Below are 18,160 nucleotides of genomic sequence, written 5' to 3' on the forward strand. Positions count from 1 at the left end.
ATATGGATGACAAGCAGCAAATGGAAACGGCCCGGCAGAATCGCGAGACAGCAGCGATGCCGCGGCGAACAAGCAACCGGAAGCGGAATCGGAAGTTCAGCCGGATCGCGGCTCTGTCTTTGCTGACAGTGATGATGCTGGCCATAAGCGCATGCTCCGGCAGCGGCGGGCAGGCCAACCAGACCAATCAGGCCGACAACTCCGCACCTGCGGGCGAACAAAACCTGCCGGACGGCAAAATCGTATCCGCTCCGCTTACGCTCAGCTATTATGCAAATTTCACGGGAACAACGCCAAATGTCAAAAGCTTTAACGATGTGGTGGCTTATCAGGTCAAAGAGCAAAAAACGGGCATCCACATCGATTTTATTTCCCCGGCCGTCGGAACCACCCAAGGGAAAGACCAGTTTAATCTGATGATGAGCTCGGGCGATTACCCCGACATCATCGAATGGGGATGGCCCGATTACCCCGGCGGGGGACTCGCAGCGATGGACAATGGTGTCATTCTGCCCCTGAACGATTACATCGACAAATATGCACCGAACTTCAGCAAGGTGCTGAAGGATAATCCGGAGGTGCGTAAGCAGGTAACGACAGACGACGGCCGGATTTACGCTTTCCCGCTGCTGCGGATCGATCCCTATCTCTTGACATACGAAGGACCGGCGCTGCGCAAAGACTGGCTCGACAAGCTGGGGCTTCAGGTACCAACAACGATCGATGAGTGGCACACCGTTTTGAAAGCGTTTAAAGAACAGGACCCGAACGGCAACAGCAAGGCAGATGAAATCCCGCTGCTGATCAACAAGAATCTGCTGCTTAATTTCAGCAACGTATTTCTGAACGCCTGGGGCATCAACGGCCAGTTTAGCCTGAAGAACGGTGAAATCATTTATGGCCCGATGCAGCCGGAATACAAAGAGTTCCTGCAAACGATGCAGGACTGGTACAAGGAAGGATTGATCGACCCCGATTATGCGGCGACCGACGACAAGCAAAAGGACGCCAAAGTGACCGGCGAGCTGCTGGGTGCGGCTGAGATGGCGCACAGCGGAGGCATCGGCAAATACATGACGGCTATGAAGAGCAAGGATCCCAAGTTCGAGCTGGTCGGCGCGCCATACCCGACGCTGAACAAGGGCGATAAGCCGCAGCTTGGACAAACGGGCGCTATGTTTGGCGGCGTCGGCGCGGCCATTACCAAAAGTAACAAGCATATCATCGAAAGCGTCAAATGGCTGGATTACAACTATGGAGAAGAAGGGCACATGCTGTTCAATTTCGGGGTAGAAGGCCAAAGTTATAACATGGTGAACGGCTACCCAACCTATACCGACGAAATCATGAAAAATCCGGATGGCCTTTCCTTCGGAGAAGCCATAGGCAAATATGCCCTCCCGTTCGGGATGCCGTTTGTCCAGGACAAACGCTACCAGGAGCAAAATGCCGCACTTCCGCAGCAGAAAGCAGCTCTTGCCACCTGGATGGACGTAGATAACAGCGGCTGGCTGCCGCCGCTTTCCTTCACGACCTCTGAATCGGCTAGAGCGGCCGCCCTTATGGCTGATATAACCACATACCGGGACGAAATGTTCGACAAGTTCGTCATGGGCGCCGAATCGCTGGATCATTTCGATCAGTATGCCGAAACACTCAACAAGATGGGCATAAACGAGCTGCTCGAGATTGAAAAAGCTGCCTACGAACGTTATGTGAAACGGTAAGGGGAGCCGCAAAGGAGGAAGTAACGCCATGAAGCTGCTAAAGGACCTGGCACGCCATAAATATATCTATTTGATGCTCATTCCCGTTATCGTCTACTATGTGATTTTCCTTTACCTGCCCATGTACGGGCTGCAGATTGCCTTCAAGGATTTTTCACCGGTTAAAGGCATATGAGGCAGTGACTGGGTCGGATTTAAGCATTTCATTTCATTTTATGACAGTTATTATTTCTGGCGGCTGATCCGCAATACAGTACTGCTGAGCCTGTACACCTTTGTGTTCGGGTTTCCGGCTCCGATCCTGCTGGCACTGCTGCTCAATGAGCTGAGGAGCCGTATTTTCAAAAATGTCGTCCAATCCATCACCTACCTGCCCCATTTTATTTCAGTTGTCATCGTTTCCGGCATGCTGGTGGATTTCCTGGCCAGTGACGGACTGATCAATCAGGCGCTGCAATTGCTAGGCATAACGCCGCGAACGTTCCTGATCCTGCCGGAATGGTTCAGAACGATCTACGTGTCGTCGGATATCTGGCAGGGGGTTGGCTGGGGGTCGATCATTTATTTGGCGGCGATTGCCGGCATTGATCCAAGTTTGTACGAGGCCGCGAAGACGGACGGAGCAGGCCGCTTCCGTCAGATGATCAACATCACGATCCCCTGCATCATGCCGACTATCGTCATTATGCTGATTCTGCGTTTCGGCAGCCTGATGTCCGGTGGGGATATGCAAAAGATTTTGCTGCTGTATAATTCCACTACCTACGACACGGCGGACGTTATCTCTACCTTCGTATACAGACGGGGGCTGCTGCAGATGGATTACGGGTTCTCAGCAGCGATCGGACTGTTTAACAATGTCATCAATTTTCTGCTGCTTGTTACGGTCAACCGGGTCAGCCGCAGGGTCAACAGCAGCAGCTTATGGTGATCGAATGTTCAGGGAGGTGGCATCGTGAAACAGCTGGCCAGTCGCGGGGAAAAGATATTTGACGCTTTCAATGTGATTATGATGCTTTTTCTTGTACTGATTACGTTATATCCGTTTTTGTACGTATTTTTTGCTTCGATGAGCAATCCGTCGGAGCTGATTCAGCGGCGCGGCCTGCTGCTGTTTCCGGCAGGCTTCAGCCTGGAGGCCTACACGCAGGTGTTTCATAATCCGATGATCGGCACAGGTTATATCAACACGCTGGTCTACGTGATTATAGGCACTGCACTGAATTTGCTGCTGACTTCTTTTGCTGCGTATGCTTTATCGCGCAGAGGTGTGCGATTCACGGGACCGATCATGTTTGCGATTACGTTTACGATGTTTTTTTCAGGAGGATTGATTCCGGGTTATTTGAATATGAGAAACTTAGGGCTGCTCGATACCCGGCTGGCGATGATTTTGCCTTCGGCCATCAGCACCTGGAACCTGCTGGTCATGCGCACCTCGTTCCGTGAGATCCCGGTGGCGCTGGAGGAATCGGCGCGCATCGACGGAGCTAACGATTTTACGATCCTGTTCCGTGTCATTCTTCCGGTGTCGCTGCCGATTATGGCCGTCATGACACTGTTTTACGGTGTAGCACACTGGAACTCCTACATGGATGCACTGATTTATTTGCGGAACCGCGATTTGTATCCGCTGCAGCTGGTGCTGCAGGAAATTCTGATTACCAACTCGACCGATTCTATGATTTCCGGCTATAACGACGTAGATAAAAGCCTGATTCAGGAGACGATCAAATACGCTACAATCATTGTCGCCACCGTGCCTATTCTGATTTTATACCCGTTTCTGCAGCGTTATTTCGTTAAAGGTGTACTGCTTGGATCTATTAAAGAATAAAGGATAGGGAGAATAGAAGGTGTTGGAAAATACGTTAGAAAGCGGGAAGCAGGATGGGAACTGGAGATATTCCTGGAGCTTTGTTTGGACAACCGGCGGGAAACCGTATGAAAGGTTAGCCAGGCTTCAAGTCAGGCAATAACAAAGATCTTATCTTAAACCAATACCCGCAGGCCGGGACGCCGAAAGTAAGAGCGGCTCCCGGTCTGCGGGTATTTTTGCATAGTAGAAAAACGTTTTTTCTCCCAGTTTACAAACTAAATATTTTTTTACATATACAAACAATTCTCGTGAATTTATCTTAACAAACGAGATTTATAGTGAGTAGGACAATGCTTCGCCCAACAACATCACTATTGAAAAGTTTAAGGAGGCCTCGTGATGAGCGAGCTGGACAATCAGCTGAATTTACCGATCCAAGGGAAACCAGCGGCTGAGGTTGCCTATAGTCGAACGGCGTCGCTGAAGAAGTTGAGATTTAAAGAAAACGCCCTGGCCTATACGTTTCTAGCGCCATCCCTGATTTTATTTATCGTTTTTCTGTTCTATCCGCTGGTTAAGTCGGTCTATCTCAGTTTACACAGTACAGACCCTACCGGTCGTATCGCCGCTTTTGTAGGATTCGATAATTTTGCGGATTTATTCTCATCCGGATTATTTATCAGTGGAATAAAAATTACGGCGCTGTTTGCCTTGTTGACGGTTCCTACCGGCATTCTGCTGGCCTTGATATTGTCGGCGTTGACACATAATCTGCTGCGCGGCAAAAGATTCTTTCAATTTGCCTTCTCGCTTCCGATGGTCATTTCGGTTGGCTCCGCCAGCGTGATTTGGAAGTTTCTGTTCCATCCAACGCTCGGCATGCTGAATTACCTGCTCGAGAAGGTGGGCATGACTCCAGTTCAGTGGCTGATCGATCCGCATTGGGCGCTGTTGTCCATTTCCATTATGACCATATGGATGAATTTGGGCTTCAACTACATCATTTTATCCAGCGGTATGCAGGGGCTGCCTGATGAAATCTACGAAAGCGCCAAGATCGACGGAGCAGGACCGCTGCGAGTCTTTTTCCAGATTACGATGCCGCTGCTGTCGCCGACCTTGTTTTTTGTCCTGGTGGTATCGACGATCAGCGCGTTCCAGTCCTTTGGTCAAATCAATATTTTGACACAAGGCGGACCGGTAAATGCGACCAACGTCTTCGTATATTCGATTTATCAGGAATCCTTTATCAATTTCCGCTTCGGAACGGGCAGTGCGCAAGCGATCATGCTGTTCCTGGTCATCATGCTGCTGACATTAATCCAGTTTAAATGGGTGGAAAGGAAAGTGCACTATCAATGAAAAAGTTTACAGCCGCACAAGCCCTGTCCTATCTGCTGCTCCTTGTGGCAGCCGTCATGGTGCTGTATCCGGTGGTTTACAGCCTGTTTATGTCTGTCATGTCACAGGCTGAAGCCAGTGCCTATCCGCCCAGCCTGTTTCCGCATACGTTTCATTTAGCGAACATGCAGGAAGTATTCCATATCGTACCTATCGCCGTGTTTATCGGGAATACCTTTCTGGTGTCCGCCATTGTGATGGTGGGCCAGCTCCTAACCTCCAGTTTGGCGGCTTACGCTTTTGCCAAGATGGAATTTAAGGGCAAGGGATTAATGTTCAGCCTGTTTGTTGCGACGATGATGGTCCCTTGGGAAGTCACGATGATTCCGAACTATTTGACGGTTCGTGGTCTGGATTGGCTGGATACTTATCAAGGCTTGACCCTTCCGTTTCTGGCGACGGCGTTCGGCACCTTTATGCTGCGGCAGTTCTTTCTGCAAATTCCGAAAGAGCTGTTTGAAGCGGCTAAAATGGACGGCTGCGGACATTTCCGCTATTTCCTGCTCCATATGCTGCCTTTGTCCCGGCCGGCGCTTGGCACACTTGCCGTTTATTCTTTCCTGAATATGTACAACTCTTATCTGTGGCCGCTGCTCATCACGAACAGCAAACCGATGAGAACCATTCAGATCGGCATTTCGATGCTCGAATTTCAGGAGACAACCTCCTGGAATCTGGTGTTCGCCGGCATTACGCTGGCGATTCTGCCGTCCCTGATTCTGTTGATTTTTGGCTTAAAGCAGCTGGTTCGCGGAATGGCGGCAGGAGCTCTCAAAGGTTGAGTTCAATCTAGGTATCAGGTATCAAGCGGTCTCCGCCGCTTCATATAAACAAATAAATATACAAAAACTGAGGGAGAGATCTGTTCATGAAGGGGTTTCGATTTAAGAAAAGTTTGCTGCTGCTGACTACGGCTTTGACAGTAGCTTTGGCAGGATGCGGTTCCAATTCCGGAAACGGCAATGCAGGCGCAAGTTCGAACAACGGTGGCGGCAATGCAGGCGCGGCCAGCAACAATTCCGGTACGGCAGCTGCTGCAACTGCAGCCCCAGCCCCTGTTAAGATCACATGGTGGCATTCCATGTCGGGAACTAACGAGAAGGCGATTAACGAGATCGTATCTGATTTTAACGCAAGCCAACAGGACGTCCAGGTAGAAGCTGTTTTCCAGGGTGCCTATGACGAAAGCTTGAACAAACTCAAAGCTTCGATCGGATCGAATAGTGGTCCTGACCTGATGCAAGTTTACGAAATCGGCAGTAAATTCATGATTGATTCCAAATTGATTACGCCGGTTCAACAATTTATTGATGCAGATAATTATGATCTGTCCCAATTGGAGCCAAACATTACCCGTTACTATACTATTGACGGCAAACTGAATGCGATGCCGTTTAATACTTCCAACCCGATTCTTTATTACAACAAAGATGCGTTTAAAGCCGCAGGCCTTGATCCAGAGAACCCGCCGAAGACGTATGAAGATTTCGAGAAAGCCGCCAAGGCTTTGGCTAAAAACGGCAAACCAGCTGCATCGATCGCGATTTACGGCTGGTTTATGGAGCAGTTCTTCGCCAATCAAAACGCGGATTACGTTAACAATGGCAATGGACGCCAAGCTGCCGCAACGGAATCGCTGCTCAATTCCGATGCTGGTGTGAAGACGATGGAATGGTGGAAACGGATGCTCGACGAGAAAGCCGTCTCCAACCTGGGACGTAAAACAGACGATACCGACGCTGCATTTGCTGCGGGACAAATCGCTATGACGCTGGATTCGACAGCTTCGCTGCGCAATATCGTTCAATCGGTAGGCGGTAAATTTGAAGTAGGTACAGGTTTCCTGCCTAGACCAGCGGATGCCAAAGAAGGCGGCGTTGTAGTAGGTGGTGCCAGCTTGTATATCATGAACAACAAACCTGAAGAAGAACAAAAAGCAACATGGGAGTTCATCAAATATTTGGCAACGCCTGAAGTACAAGCCAAATGGAGCGTAAATACCGGCTACTTTCCGATCACTAAAGCAGCTTACGACCAACAGGTATTGAAAGACAACATGGCCAAATATCCACAGTTCCAAACGGCTGTTGACCAGCTTCACGCTTCTACGGAATCTACAGCTACTTCCGGTGCGGTGATGGGCGTATTCCCTGAAGCCCGTCAAATCGTGGAAGGTTCAATTGAAGCGGTGCTGAACGGTCAGAAGGAACCAAAAGCAGCATTGGATGAAGCTGCTAAACAAATTACTGACAAGCTTGCCCAATACAATAAAACTGTTCAGTAAGCTGAGCAGAAATTAGAAGCTGCAAAATGAGAAGTTAGGCAAGATAAGAAGATAAGCAAAAAAATGACGAATCCCTCGGCCAGACTGCAGGAAGGCAATGTTCCTTCTTTGCAGACAGGCCGGGGGGTTTTTCTTATGGGGAAGCCTCACTTCAAGGAAGCCATGGAAGATCGACGGGTCAAGGAGGGGGAGGGGCTTTATACCGGGGCTTGCACATAGGGACTCTGCCGGATCATCTGGATGAAGTGATCAGCCGCGGCAGTTAAGGGTTCATTTCTCCGGGTACAAACGCCGATGATATTCCGGAGCCGGATCCCCTCCACGTCCACCCTGCATAACGCGCCGCGTTCAACATAATCGCGGACCACCAGCGAAGAAACAAAGCTGGCTCCGTAACCGGCCACGACGGAGGTAATGGCTTCATGCAGGCCGTTAAACTGCAGGGCCACGCGGGGAGAAGGCAGGTTATAGGTGCGGCACAGGGAAAATAAACGCTCCCGGGTGGAGCTTCCTTCTTCGCGCATGACGAAAGGCTGTTTGACCATCTCCTCCAAGCTGACCTGCCGGCCTGCATAAGGATGTTGGGGAGAGACGACAAACCACAGCTCGTCCTCGAACAGCTGCTCCATTTGGATGCTTTCCTCCCACTCTTCCGCTGCGCCTCCAAACACAGCCATGTCTGCTTCCATATTTAGCAGCAGCTTCATAGCACCGGCCGAGTTGGTGGTGGTGATGGACATTTCGACCTGCTCGTATTTTTGTTTAAATCCAGCGATCCAGGCGGGGAGTAGGAAATTTGCGGGCAGATAGGTAGCCGTGAGCCTTATGGCTCCTTTGGCGCCGGACTGGTAATCCGAAACCAGCTGTTCGATCTGCTGTTCAACGGCGAACAGGCGCGTCGCGTGGGCGGCTAATTTCTCACCGGCTTCCGTCAGGGCAATCCCTCTCCCCTGGGGTTTCAGCAGGCTTAAACCAAGCTCCTTCTCGAATTTCTTCACCTGCGCGGTAATGGCCGGCTGGCTGATATTCAACTGCTCGGAAGCCCGGGTTACGCTGCCAGACGAAGCAATGATATGGAACAGACGCAAAGCATGCAGATTCAACGGGAATAACTCCTTTCATAACTTATATATATGATTATGAATAAAAGATATATTATATTTATTGTTTTTGTTCCCATACACTATACGTGTAAAGAACAACGAAAACAAGGAGCGGATGAAAATGGGATGGCAAAAATTATGGACACAAGTGGACCGCTACATGGCCGATCGTTTGGTCGCCGAGGATGAAGTGCTGAAGCGGATTCTGCAAAACAACAGAGAAGCCGCACTCCCCGAAATCGACGTTGCGCCTAATCAGGGGCAGCTGCTGCAGCTGCTTGTAAGGATGCAGGGGGCAAAACGGATTCTGGAGATCGGCACGTTGGGAGGCTACAGCACGGTTTGGATGGCTAGGGCTCTTCCGGGAGACGGCGAACTGGTCACGCTGGAATATGATCCTCATCATGCAGAGGTAGCCCAGCAGAATCTGGAGCTGGCGGGCGTAAGCGACAAGGTGACAATCCGGGTAGGAGCGGCGCTTGATGAGCTTGCGAAAATGGAACAGGAGCGGGCCGGCGATTTTGATTTTATCTTTATCGATGCCGACAAACCAAACAATCCGGGGTATCTGGAGTGGGCCTTGAAATTTTCGCACCCCGGAACAGTTATTGTCGGGGACAATGTGGTGCGCGGCGGCGAGATTTTGAATCCGAACAGCGAGGATTCGCGGGTAAGAGGGGTGCAGACCTTTTTCGATATGCTGGCCAAAGACCCCCGTATCACCGCAACTGCGCTGCAAACCGTAGGGAGTAAAGGTTACGACGGGTTTATGATGGGGATTGTGAATGGTCCCGCACGTTAAACGGAAATGGAAGCATAAGGCGTTAAGAGAGCTGCCGCCAGCGGATTTTAAAAGAATTCATCAATATTTAAAGAAGGATTATCATATCGATTTGAATTAAGCTAGAATAGGAGAAACAGGTAAACAGGCAGGCAAACGAGCAAACAGGCAAACAGGCAAACAGGCCGACGAGATTACGCTGGAAGCTTGCCCAAGAGCCTGCCGAGGAAAGGACTAGGACAACCATCTATGACGACTAGACTATATTACGGCGATGCCGGATTACGGGAATGGACAACAGCGATTACGGACAGACAGGAGCGTGAGGGTGCTTATTACGTCCAACTGGAGGAGACGGCTTATTATCCGGAGGGCGGCGGCCAGCCTTGGGATACCGGGGTGATCAACGGGATTCCGGTGCTTGAGGTACAGGTTGATGAAAAGGAGGCCATCTGGCACCGGGTCGAAAGGTTTCCGGAGGAAACCGAGGTTCGATGCGTTTTAGATTGGGCGCGGCGGTTCGACCATATGCAGCAGCACAGCGGACAGCATTTGCTTTCCGCCGTCTGCCTGAGCCTGCATGGAGCGACGACTTTAAGTTTCCACATGGGGAACGATTATGCGACTATCGACGTGGAGGCCCCGGAATTGAGCCCGGCGCAGCTGGAGGCGCTGGAGCAGGAGGTTAACCGGCAAATTTATGCGGATCGGGAGATCAGCGGTTATTTCGTCAGCCAAGAGGAAGCGGCTTCGCTGCCGCTCGTTAAACAGCCGAAGGTCACGAGCAACATCCGGATTGTGGAAATCGACGGCATTGAATATAATGCCTGCGGCGGGACTCATGTTTCGTCAACAGGGGCCATCGGCATAATCAAGCTGCTGAAAGCGGAGAAGCAGAAGGGCCATACCCGGATTTACTTCAAATGCGGAGGGCGGGCGCTTAAAGAATTCAACGATAATCTGGTTATCCTGAACGCTTTGGCCGCCAAATTTAATACCGGCAAAGAGGAAATCCTAGACCGTTTCGCCAAATGGGAGCAGGAACAGCAGGCACAGAAGTCGGAGCTCTCGGCCTTGAAGGAGCAGAACGACCAATACTTGGCGAAGGAACTGCTGACGGCGGCTAACGAGGGCGTGATCGGGCATATTTTTGAGGGAAAAACGCTTAAGGACGCCCAGAATCTGGCCGTCAAACTGGCGGCGGACAGCGGTCTTCCTGTCCTGTTCCTGACCGGCGGCGACAACAAGGTGGTGCTTGCCTACAGTGGGAACGGGAAACTCTCCTGCGGCGCTTTCTTTAAAGCCCACTTAGCCGAATATCAGGGCAAAGGCGGCGGAAGCGACAAGCTGGCTCAAGCCGGATTCGGCAGCCGGGAAGAGGCGGTGCGTTTTTATCAATTTGCGTTAACAGCGGCACAAGAGGCTGTCCAAGTATAAGGAACATCTCTTAAGGTTTGATCTTAAACAGGTCAGGTGGACACGGATCTCACTGTCATCTGGGCGGCAGCCGGAACTCAAGCATCAGCTTGCGTTTCGGCTTTTTCTTTTTTAAGGGAAGGTTAGGCGGATTTCGGAGTCTTTTGGCCCTTTTTCCCGCAGGGTTCTATTGGCCCGAGCGCTGCCAGGCAGGCGGACATATACTTCAGTACATTCCCTGCTGGAGGTACGAGAGGTGAAGAGATGAAAGGCTCCTACACAAAGGTCTATAAATATAAAGTAGACAGAAACCATTTTATTGTCATCAAGATCTATCAAAACGCGTTTGCCCGCACCCAAAACGGCAATGCACTGGCCAGCAACGCGGTGAACGTCAAAATTTTTAAACCTGCCACTGCCAAACCCCGGTCCGGGAAATAAGGCCTCTGCACGCTCTAGTCCCGGAGAGGGGGTGACAATGGCGATGAGAAAACGCACTGGCATCCGAAAGAAAAAAATCTCGGTCACCGTCAAGCAATCCTCGTCAGCCCGCACCGGGCAGGGTGGCAATCCGATTGCGATCAACGCTTCCGACGTCGGCGTGGTAAGAACGGATGTAACGAACCGGTAGCCTGGAATTTTAGGCAAATGGAAAAGAGGGTGTCCCCAAAGTAAACTTGGGAACACCCTCTTTTTGTGCAGGAACCGGGCACTCAGTCAGGAATCGGCTGCCCGCTCAGGAATAAAGCCATCATCCGGTTGATGGCGCGTTCTCCGTCAACGCCCAGGCAAAAATCGATCGGCTGCCCGACATGCGGTTTGGCTCTCCGGTCGGTAACGACCATGCCGGCTACATGCTCACCTTCCGTTGCAATAAAAGCGTGCAGATTTTGGATGGTAACCAGGCTGGGATTTTCGGCGACCAAAACGGCCAGCAAATCATGCATCGGGCAGGCGCCGATCAGGTGGTTCGCTTCCTGGTAGAACCGGAAATAATGCTCGAGTGAATCCCGGAGGAAAGCCACGATCGGCTGCTTATCAGCCGGTGCATGCTCCAGCAGATATCCCAGCTGATGCCGGGTCAGCAGCGTTTGAAGGGTGACGTCAAGTCCGACGATGGTCAAAGGCATGCCGGACTGAAAAACAGCCGCCGCCGCTTCGGCGTCCCCGGCGAAATTGGCTTCGGCCACCGGAGATACGTTGCCGGGCACCAGGACGCTGCCGCCCATAACGACAACCTGTTTGAACATGCGGGCAATGCCGGGATCAAGCTCCAGAGCCAGCGCCAGATTGCTCATGCGGGCGAGCGTAACCAGCGTAATTTCGCCGGGATATTTATGAGCCATGTCCACGATGTATTCGGCTGCCGACTGGCCGATCACCTGCTGACCGGATGCGGGCAGCTCGGCGCCGCCGATGCCGTTGTGCCCGTGAACATGCTCGGAGAACCGGACTTCGGTTCGTTCTAATGGATGAGCGGCCCCTTTGGCGACGGGAATGTTATTTTCCAAGCCGGCTAATTTTAATAATTTTAACGTGTTGTCCGTGGCTTGCTCGACATCGATATTGCCGAAGCAGGTCGTGATGCCCTCGACTTGGATTTCAGGCGAAAGCAGGGCATAAAGAAGCGCGATCGCGTCGTCAATGCCGGTGTCCGCATCCAGAATCATACGTTGCTTATTCATATGTATTTCCTCCAACTATAAACGAAAAATAAGATGCGATGTATGGGAAGGATCCCCGTCCTATTATCAGGGAAACGGCAGAAGAGGACAAGCCTACGCGGAAAAAGCTTAATAGAGCTTAATTGGGTAAGCAGCGGTCTGTTTGGAGCGGCCCGGGTTGACAAGGGATGTTTGGTATGGATAAAATGAACTCATGGATTTAGTAAATTAGTAAATTAGTAAACAAGCGAATGAACGAGCGAATGACAAACGGACGAATGACCAAATGAATGACCAAACAACCAAATCCCTAATTTGGTGAAAGTAAATAAATCGAAGGTGGCATCTATATGAAAATTCCTACCAGTCTTAAACATAAGCCGGTTATCGTCTCCGAAAATTATGAAAACGTGGACGGAAGATACGCCGGGGAAACCGATGCAAAAGGGCTGTCCCTAGGCTTGGCCCAATGGAACGACCGCGGCAAGGTGGATATTTCCGCCAAAGTCTGGCGGTACACCGGGGAGAAATGGTCGAGACAGTCAGAGGAGCTGCCGCTCCACCGGGTGCTCGACCTGGCGATTTTGGTGACGAGCAGCATGGCCCATTTTCGTGAAGCGTACCGGTATGAAGATTTATATGATCCGGAGAATCCCATCATTGACCGCGTCGGCCTGCAGGGGGACGCGATGACGGTTGCGGTGGCTACGGACAACGACAAAATCAAGGAAGATATCAAACTGTTCAGCCAGGCGCTTAGCGACGACAGCGAGCTGCTCGGAGAACGCCTGCGGACGCTTTCGCGCATTTTAAAGGAAATGGGATATTAAATCGAAAGAGTTTTTTAAAACAAGGGAGGGGCTACTCGTGTCATTGGATAAGCAGCGAAAGAAGGAATTGGCATCCAAGTACACCCAGACGTTTCGCAGAATGGGCATTTATCAAATCCGGAATACGGAGAACGGAAAAATACTGGTCGCTTCCGCGATGGATCTGGACGGCGCCCGCAACCGTCTGGCCTTTACCCAGCAGAACAACGTAAACAGCATGAGCGCGCTGCAGCAGGACTGGAACCGGTACGGCGGAGCAAGCTTTGTGTTCGAAGAGCTGGATGAGATCAAGCCGGATGAAGATTTTGCTGATGCCGCCGGATTGCAGAAATATAAAGGAGAGCTCGAAGCGCTGCTGGATATGTGGCTCGAGAAGCTTCAGCCGTTCGGGGATCAAGGGTACAATAAACGTCCAAAATAAGGGAATAGATAAAATCGTTCTGCTCTGAATAAGAGGGAGCGATTTTTTTATAAAAGGAATTGATTTGTAAATTTATGGGTTTGACTTGGAGTTCACTCCAACGGGTATGATGATCGTGTTAACCGAATTTCAAGCCATAGCAGGGGAGGTCGCCAAGTGTACGGGTTTGATCATAACCGGTCCTACACCATTGCCGAAATTGCCGAACAGACCGGTCTTTCGCCGGATACGCTCAGGTATTACGAGAAAATCGGGCTGATTCTTCCGCCGGAACGCGGATATAGCGGGCAGCGTGAGTATAGTCCCGCGGACTTAGGCAAAATCGTGTTCGTCACTCATCTCAGAAACACGCGCATGCCGCTTAAGAAGATTCAGGAATATATTAAAGCTTATAACGTACAGAATGAGGAAAAATGCTACGCCCTGCTGGACGAGCACCGGCAGGTCGTTGAATCGGAAATTGAGGAATGGAAGGCCACGCTGGATTTGTTGAAGTACAAGCTGGAGCATTTCCAGGAAGTGAAAGACGGCAAGTTATCGAAAGGAGCAGATCAACATGAACACAAATAACACGATTACACCTCAGGAGCCGCTGAATACCGGTTTCGGACCGCGCACAACGGCGGCGGAGGCGGTTGGGAAGGTCAATTTAGAAGGGAAGGTCGCCATCGTCACGGGCGGTTATTCCGGACTGGGGCTTGAAACCACGCGGGTATTGTCCGCTGCAGGAGCCAAGGTGATCGTGCCGGCGCGTACGCCTGAGAAAGCCAAGGCCGCTCTGGCTTCGATTCCCGGGGTGGAGCTGGAAATGCTGGATCTGATGGATCCGGCTTCGATCGACGCTTTTGCCGAGCGGTTTGTCCGCTCCGGACGGCCATTGCATATTTTGGTCAACAGCGCAGGGGTCATGGCTTCGGAGGAGGCTTATGACAGCCGCGGGTATGAGCAGCAATTTGCCGTGAACCACCTGGGGCACTTCCAATTGACGGCCCGGCTGTGGCCCGCGCTTAAAGCTGCCGGCGGCGCCAGAGTGGTGTCCGTATCCTCCAAAGGACACCGGCTTGGAGGCGTAGATTTCGACGATTTGTTCTTTAAAAATAAACCTTACAGCAAGTGGGCGGCTTACGGGCAGGCCAAAACGGCTAACGCGTTGTTTGCGGTAGAGCTGGACCGCAGGGGCCAAAAAGAAGGGGTGCGGGCATTTTCGGTGCATCCAGGCAGCATCCTTACGGATCTGGCCCGTCATCTTTCTGACGATGAGCTGATGGCGATGGGGGCAGTTAACGGGCAAGGCGAACGTGGATACGCTGCTTATGACAATGAGCGGAAAACGGTTCCCGAAGGCGCGGCGACCATCGTCTGGTGCGCAGTGAGTCCGATGCTGGACGGAAAGGGCGGCGTTTATTGCGAAAACGTGGATATCGCCCGCCAGGTTGAACCCGGGAAAGAAGGCGAGCCGAATATGTCCGGCGTCTGTTCCTGGGCGGTTGACCCGGAAGCCTCTGCCAAGTTATGGAACGTCAGCGAGCAGTTGACGGGCGTAAATTTTGAAACAAACTAACCCGGTGCAAGCAGGATTACAGAAAAGGCGTCTCCGTTAATCGGGGATGCTTTTTCTTATTGATTTCCTCATAATATTAAAGGAATAGCGATAACATTTTACATAAGTCATGATTTCTCTAAATTTTGAGGCGATAAAATAGTTTGTACTCATTCGTAAACATGGAGGTAATCTGGTGAACAACTTTTTAAATATTGCCCACAGGGGAGCATCCGGCTATTGTCCGGAAAATACGATGGCAGCGTTCAAGCGTGCTATTGAGCTTGGCGCAAACGGCATCGAAACTGATGTGCAAATGACGGCTGACGGTCATCTGGTGCTTATTCATGACGAAGGGCTGCAAAGAACCGCCGGTTCGCCGAAGCTGGTCAAAGACGTGACCTTGGAAGAGCTCCGCACTTTGGACGCAGGCTCCTGGTATGACCCATCTTTTGCCGGAGAACGGGTGCCAACGCTGCGCGAGCTGCTGGAATTGGTGCTGCCGACCTCTGTCCAGGTCAATATTGAACTGAAGAACGGGATCGTGCAATATCCGGGGCTGGAAGAAGCCGTTATCCAGGAAGTCCGCGAACTCGGATTAAGCGACCGGATCATTATTTCCAGCTTTAATCATTATTCGCTGGTGAAATGCAAACAGCTGGCACCGGAAATCCGGACAGGCGTGTTATACATGGAAGGTTTATATGAGCCTTGGAAATATGCGGCCGGTTTGGGGGCGGATGCGCTGCATCCTCACTACTTTGCCGTGCTGCCTGAATGGGTGGCGGCTTCGGCGGAACAGAACATCGCTTACCATCCTTTTACCGTTAATAAGGAAGAGGACATGAAGCGGCTGCTAGAAGCCGGCGTTGCGGCCATCATCACCGATTATCCCGACAAGCTCGGCAGCCTGCTGCAGGTGAAGAACAAGTAAAGTCACGTTAGGAAAATGGTCAGGCGCACGCTTTTAAATGAAAAAAATCCCTCCTTGCTGCAAGTTCAGCAAGGAGGGATTTTTTTGCTCCAGAATCAGCCTGTTTTAATTTCCCGGTTTGCCCGTCTCGTTTCGATGGCTTCCTCGTAATCCCGAATCAGGCCGTCGAAGATGCTTTCCCAGGATTGGCGGAGCGCATGGTTGCGCGCTTCACGCCCCATATCAGCAAGCAGGGAAGGCAGCGCCGCGAGCCTGCTGATCTCTTCGGCCAGCACATCGGCGCGGCGCGGCTCCACGAGGCTGCCGGTAACGCCCGGCATAACGAGATCCTTGACCCCGCCTGCATTCACGCCAATAACGGGCAGTCCGGAAGCCATTGCTTCCAGGACGACGTTCCCGAACGTTTCCGTGCTGGACGGAAACACAAACAGGTCGGCGGAGGCGTACAGCTCCGCCAGCTCTTCGCCGTGTTTGTACCCGGTGAAGGTGACGTTGTCCGGGACCTGGCTTCTCAGTTCGGGCAGCATCGGTCCGTCGCCGACCACCAGCAGGTGCACCTGCGAGCGGACGTTGTCCGGCAGCTGCTGCATGGCCTGGGCCAACGTGGTGATATCCTTCTCCGGCGCAATCCGGCCGACGAACAGGAGCAGCAGCGGGGCGGTGATCCCGTAGCGTTCCTTGACGTTGTCAATGCTGCGTGCATCCGGAGTGTAGAACGTACAGTCTACGCCGCGGGACCAAAGACGAAGCCGCTGAAATCCCTGCATGCGAAGCGTATTTATCGTTTCCTGGGAGGGGGCAAAGGTGGTGTCGCAGGTCTGGTGAAACCATCTCATATATCTCCAGTACAGGGGAACGATTTTCTGCAGGCGGTAATATTCGAGATACCGGTCAAAGTGAGTATGGTAGGAGATGACATGAGGCAGGTTATGGCTGTGGGCATAACGAAGCCCGCATAACCCGAGATTAAACGGAGTCGCCATATGAAGCAGATCCGGCTGGAAATCGCCAAGCTGCTTGCGGATGGCTGGCAGATTCGGCAGTGCCAGACGGCATTCCGGATAGAGCAGGAAGGGAATGCTTGCAATCGGGCGGATCGAGCCGGCATACTGTTCCTCCGGAGCCGATTTCGGGGTGAACAAGAGATGTTCGATGCCTCTGCGTTCCAAATGTTTGGTCAGCCGGTTGAGCGTCAAAGCAACACCGTTCGTCTGCGGGAAAAAGGTGTCCGTAAACAAGGCTAATCGCATGGATGACCTCCTCACTACTCGTATTCCCCTTATCTTAATCCTCAAATATTCAGCACAGATCAAATGGATGTTAAGGCAATAAAAATCCTTTTAAATTCATGGAAAAGGAATACTTCGTCTACTTTCAGCATATGCGCCGGATCTCCTGGTTAGAGCAGCTGAAAGTTTTTGAATTATTTTGAATGAATGTGATTGATTTTGAATGATTTTATGTTATGATAAAAGCAGTTGGAGGTATGAATATGCTGACAGAAGAACGTTATAACTTAATTCTACAACGCTTACATGAGCAGGGGATCGTAAAGCTGCAGGAGCTGGTAGATTTGATAGGTGCTTCGGAATCCACTATCCGCCGGGATTTAGTCGATTTGGAAAGCAGGCGGCTGCTCAAGCGGGTTCATGGGGGAGCCAGCTTGCCTGGAGAGAAAGGGAAAGAACCGGGCATTGAAGAGAAAACGTTCAAAAACGTTCAAGAAAAGGCCTCCATCGCCCGAATGGCAGCCAAGCTGCTGCAGGACGGGGAATGTATCTATCTGGATGCGGGAACGACAACTCTGGCGATGATTCCTTTCATTGAAGCCCAAGACATCACGGTTGTGACGAACGGCTTGTCCCATGTGGAAGCCTTGGTGAGCAAACAGATTCGCAGCTATTTGTTAGGCGGAATGATGAAAACGCATACGAAAGCGGTAATAGGCAGCATTGCGCTCCAGAATATCGAAAATTTCCGGTTTGATAAATGTTTTCTCGGCACAAACGGGGTGGATCCCGCATTGGGATATACGACTCCAGATCCTGAAGAAGCATTGATCAAACGCAGGGCCCATGAATTGTCCGGCCAAACTTATGTGCTGGCGGATGCCAGCAAATTTGGCGAAATCACTTTCGCCAAGCTGTTTGACCTGGAGGAAGCGGAGCTGATTACCGATAGGGTGCCGGAACGCTGGAGAACCTCCATCGCACAGAAAACCAACATAATTGAGGGATAAC

The 18,160-nt window shown here is 51.4% G+C and carries 18 protein-coding genes and 1 pseudogene; 16 read left to right on the plus strand and 3 right to left on the minus strand.

From position 1 onward, the window contains the following. Positions 1-2: 2 nt before the first annotated feature. The 6 genes and pseudogenes from CBE73_RS21090 (at position 3) to CBE73_RS21115 (ending at position 7,231) form a co-directional block, all read left to right on the plus strand. On the plus strand, positions 3-1,727 hold the full coding sequence (locus tag CBE73_RS21090; RefSeq protein WP_308420963.1) for a type 2 periplasmic-binding domain-containing protein: 1,725 nt from the start codon (positions 3-5) through the stop codon (positions 1,725-1,727). A 28-nt stretch (positions 1,728-1,755) separates the two neighbouring features. Continuing rightward, positions 1,756-2,658, plus strand: a pseudogene (locus CBE73_RS21095) (ABC transporter permease). A 24-nt stretch (positions 2,659-2,682) separates the two neighbouring features. Continuing rightward, the gene (locus tag CBE73_RS21100) at positions 2,683-3,564 is read left to right on the plus strand and encodes a carbohydrate ABC transporter permease (RefSeq protein WP_373286399.1); all 882 of its coding nucleotides are present in this window, start codon (positions 2,683-2,685) and stop codon (positions 3,562-3,564) included. Between the two features lie 381 nt (positions 3,565-3,945). Further along, positions 3,946-4,908 carry a carbohydrate ABC transporter permease gene (locus CBE73_RS21105; protein ID WP_094095918.1) on the plus strand — a complete coding sequence of 321 codons (963 nt, stop codon included), beginning with the start codon at positions 3,946-3,948 and terminating at the stop codon, positions 4,906-4,908. Then, on the plus strand, positions 4,905-5,729 hold the full coding sequence (locus CBE73_RS21110) for a carbohydrate ABC transporter permease (protein WP_094095919.1): 825 nt from the start codon (positions 4,905-4,907) through the stop codon (positions 5,727-5,729). Before CBE73_RS21105 ends, CBE73_RS21110 begins: the two co-directional genes overlap by 4 nt. An 86-nt stretch (positions 5,730-5,815) precedes the next feature. After that, the gene (locus CBE73_RS21115; RefSeq protein ID WP_094095920.1) at positions 5,816-7,231 is read left to right on the plus strand and encodes an ABC transporter substrate-binding protein; all 1,416 of its coding nucleotides are present in this window, start codon (positions 5,816-5,818) and stop codon (positions 7,229-7,231) included. A gap of 197 nt (positions 7,232-7,428) precedes the next feature. On the opposite strand, the gene CBE73_RS21120 is transcribed toward CBE73_RS21115, so the two are convergent. Next, positions 7,429-8,334, minus strand: a complete 906-nt coding sequence (locus tag CBE73_RS21120; protein ID WP_094095921.1) for a LysR family transcriptional regulator — start codon at positions 8,332-8,334, stop codon at positions 7,429-7,431. A 121-nt stretch (positions 8,335-8,455) separates the two neighbouring features. Between CBE73_RS21120 and CBE73_RS21125 the strand changes: the two genes are divergently transcribed. From CBE73_RS21125 to CBE73_RS22250, 4 genes are all read left to right on the plus strand, one after another. Continuing rightward, entirely contained in the window at positions 8,456-9,136 is a 681-nt protein-coding gene (locus CBE73_RS21125; protein WP_094095922.1) for an O-methyltransferase, read from the plus strand. 228 nt (positions 9,137-9,364) lie between these two features. Further along, positions 9,365-10,552 (plus strand): alanyl-tRNA editing protein, encoded by a 1,188-nt coding sequence (locus CBE73_RS21130; protein WP_094095923.1) that lies wholly within the window; start codon positions 9,365-9,367, stop codon positions 10,550-10,552. A gap of 243 nt (positions 10,553-10,795) precedes the next feature. Then, positions 10,796-10,972, plus strand: coding sequence for a hypothetical protein (locus CBE73_RS22245; protein WP_174704785.1), 177 nt, complete (start codon positions 10,796-10,798; stop codon positions 10,970-10,972). A gap of 43 nt (positions 10,973-11,015) precedes the next feature. Continuing rightward, positions 11,016-11,162: a hypothetical protein gene (locus CBE73_RS22250; RefSeq protein WP_174704622.1), complete on the plus strand. Its 147-nt coding sequence runs from the start codon at positions 11,016-11,018 to the stop codon at positions 11,160-11,162. 82 nt (positions 11,163-11,244) lie between these two features. Here CBE73_RS22250 and CBE73_RS21135 read toward each other — a convergent pair whose 3' ends face one another. Further along, positions 11,245-12,216 carry a nucleoside hydrolase gene (locus tag CBE73_RS21135; RefSeq protein ID WP_094095924.1) on the minus strand — a complete coding sequence of 324 codons (972 nt, stop codon included), beginning with the start codon at positions 12,214-12,216 and terminating at the stop codon, positions 11,245-11,247. 329 nt (positions 12,217-12,545) lie between these two features. Here CBE73_RS21135 and CBE73_RS21140 point away from each other — a divergent pair, with 329 nt between their 5' ends. The 5 genes from CBE73_RS21140 to CBE73_RS21160 all read left to right on the plus strand — a co-directional run bounded on the left by CBE73_RS21140 (position 12,546) and on the right by CBE73_RS21160 (position 15,920). Further along, positions 12,546-13,025, plus strand: a complete 480-nt coding sequence (locus CBE73_RS21140; protein ID WP_094095925.1) for a DUF6530 family protein — start codon at positions 12,546-12,548, stop codon at positions 13,023-13,025. Positions 13,026-13,062: 37 nt separating this feature from the next. Beyond that, a complete protein-coding gene (locus CBE73_RS21145) occupies positions 13,063-13,446 on the plus strand; it encodes a GIY-YIG nuclease family protein (protein ID WP_094095926.1) in 384 nt (127 codons plus the stop codon). A gap of 156 nt (positions 13,447-13,602) precedes the next feature. After that, positions 13,603-14,016: a MerR family transcriptional regulator gene (locus CBE73_RS21150; RefSeq protein WP_094095927.1), complete on the plus strand. Its 414-nt coding sequence runs from the start codon at positions 13,603-13,605 to the stop codon at positions 14,014-14,016. Then, complete coding sequence (locus tag CBE73_RS21155) at positions 14,003-15,007, plus strand: oxidoreductase (protein WP_094095928.1); 1,005 nt, start codon at positions 14,003-14,005, stop codon at positions 15,005-15,007. The genes CBE73_RS21150 and CBE73_RS21155 overlap by 14 nt, the downstream gene beginning before the upstream one ends. Before the next feature lie 175 nt (positions 15,008-15,182). Next, on the plus strand, positions 15,183-15,920 hold the full coding sequence (locus CBE73_RS21160) for a glycerophosphodiester phosphodiesterase (protein ID WP_094095929.1): 738 nt from the start codon (positions 15,183-15,185) through the stop codon (positions 15,918-15,920). A 95-nt stretch (positions 15,921-16,015) separates the two neighbouring features. On the opposite strand, the gene CBE73_RS21165 is transcribed toward CBE73_RS21160, so the two are convergent. Beyond that, positions 16,016-17,170, minus strand: coding sequence for a glycosyltransferase family 4 protein (locus CBE73_RS21165; RefSeq protein ID WP_094095930.1), 1,155 nt, complete (start codon positions 17,168-17,170; stop codon positions 16,016-16,018). Positions 17,171-17,412: 242 nt separating this feature from the next. Here CBE73_RS21165 and CBE73_RS21170 point away from each other — a divergent pair, with 242 nt between their 5' ends. Continuing rightward, positions 17,413-18,159 carry a DeoR/GlpR family DNA-binding transcription regulator gene (locus CBE73_RS21170; RefSeq protein ID WP_094095931.1) on the plus strand — a complete coding sequence of 249 codons (747 nt, stop codon included), beginning with the start codon at positions 17,413-17,415 and terminating at the stop codon, positions 18,157-18,159. Position 18,160 lies beyond the last annotated feature (1 nt).

It is taken from the genome of Paenibacillus physcomitrellae (assembly GCF_002240225.1).
In the GTDB taxonomy this organism is placed as follows: Bacteria; Bacillota; Bacilli; order Paenibacillales; family Paenibacillaceae; genus Fontibacillus; species Fontibacillus physcomitrellae.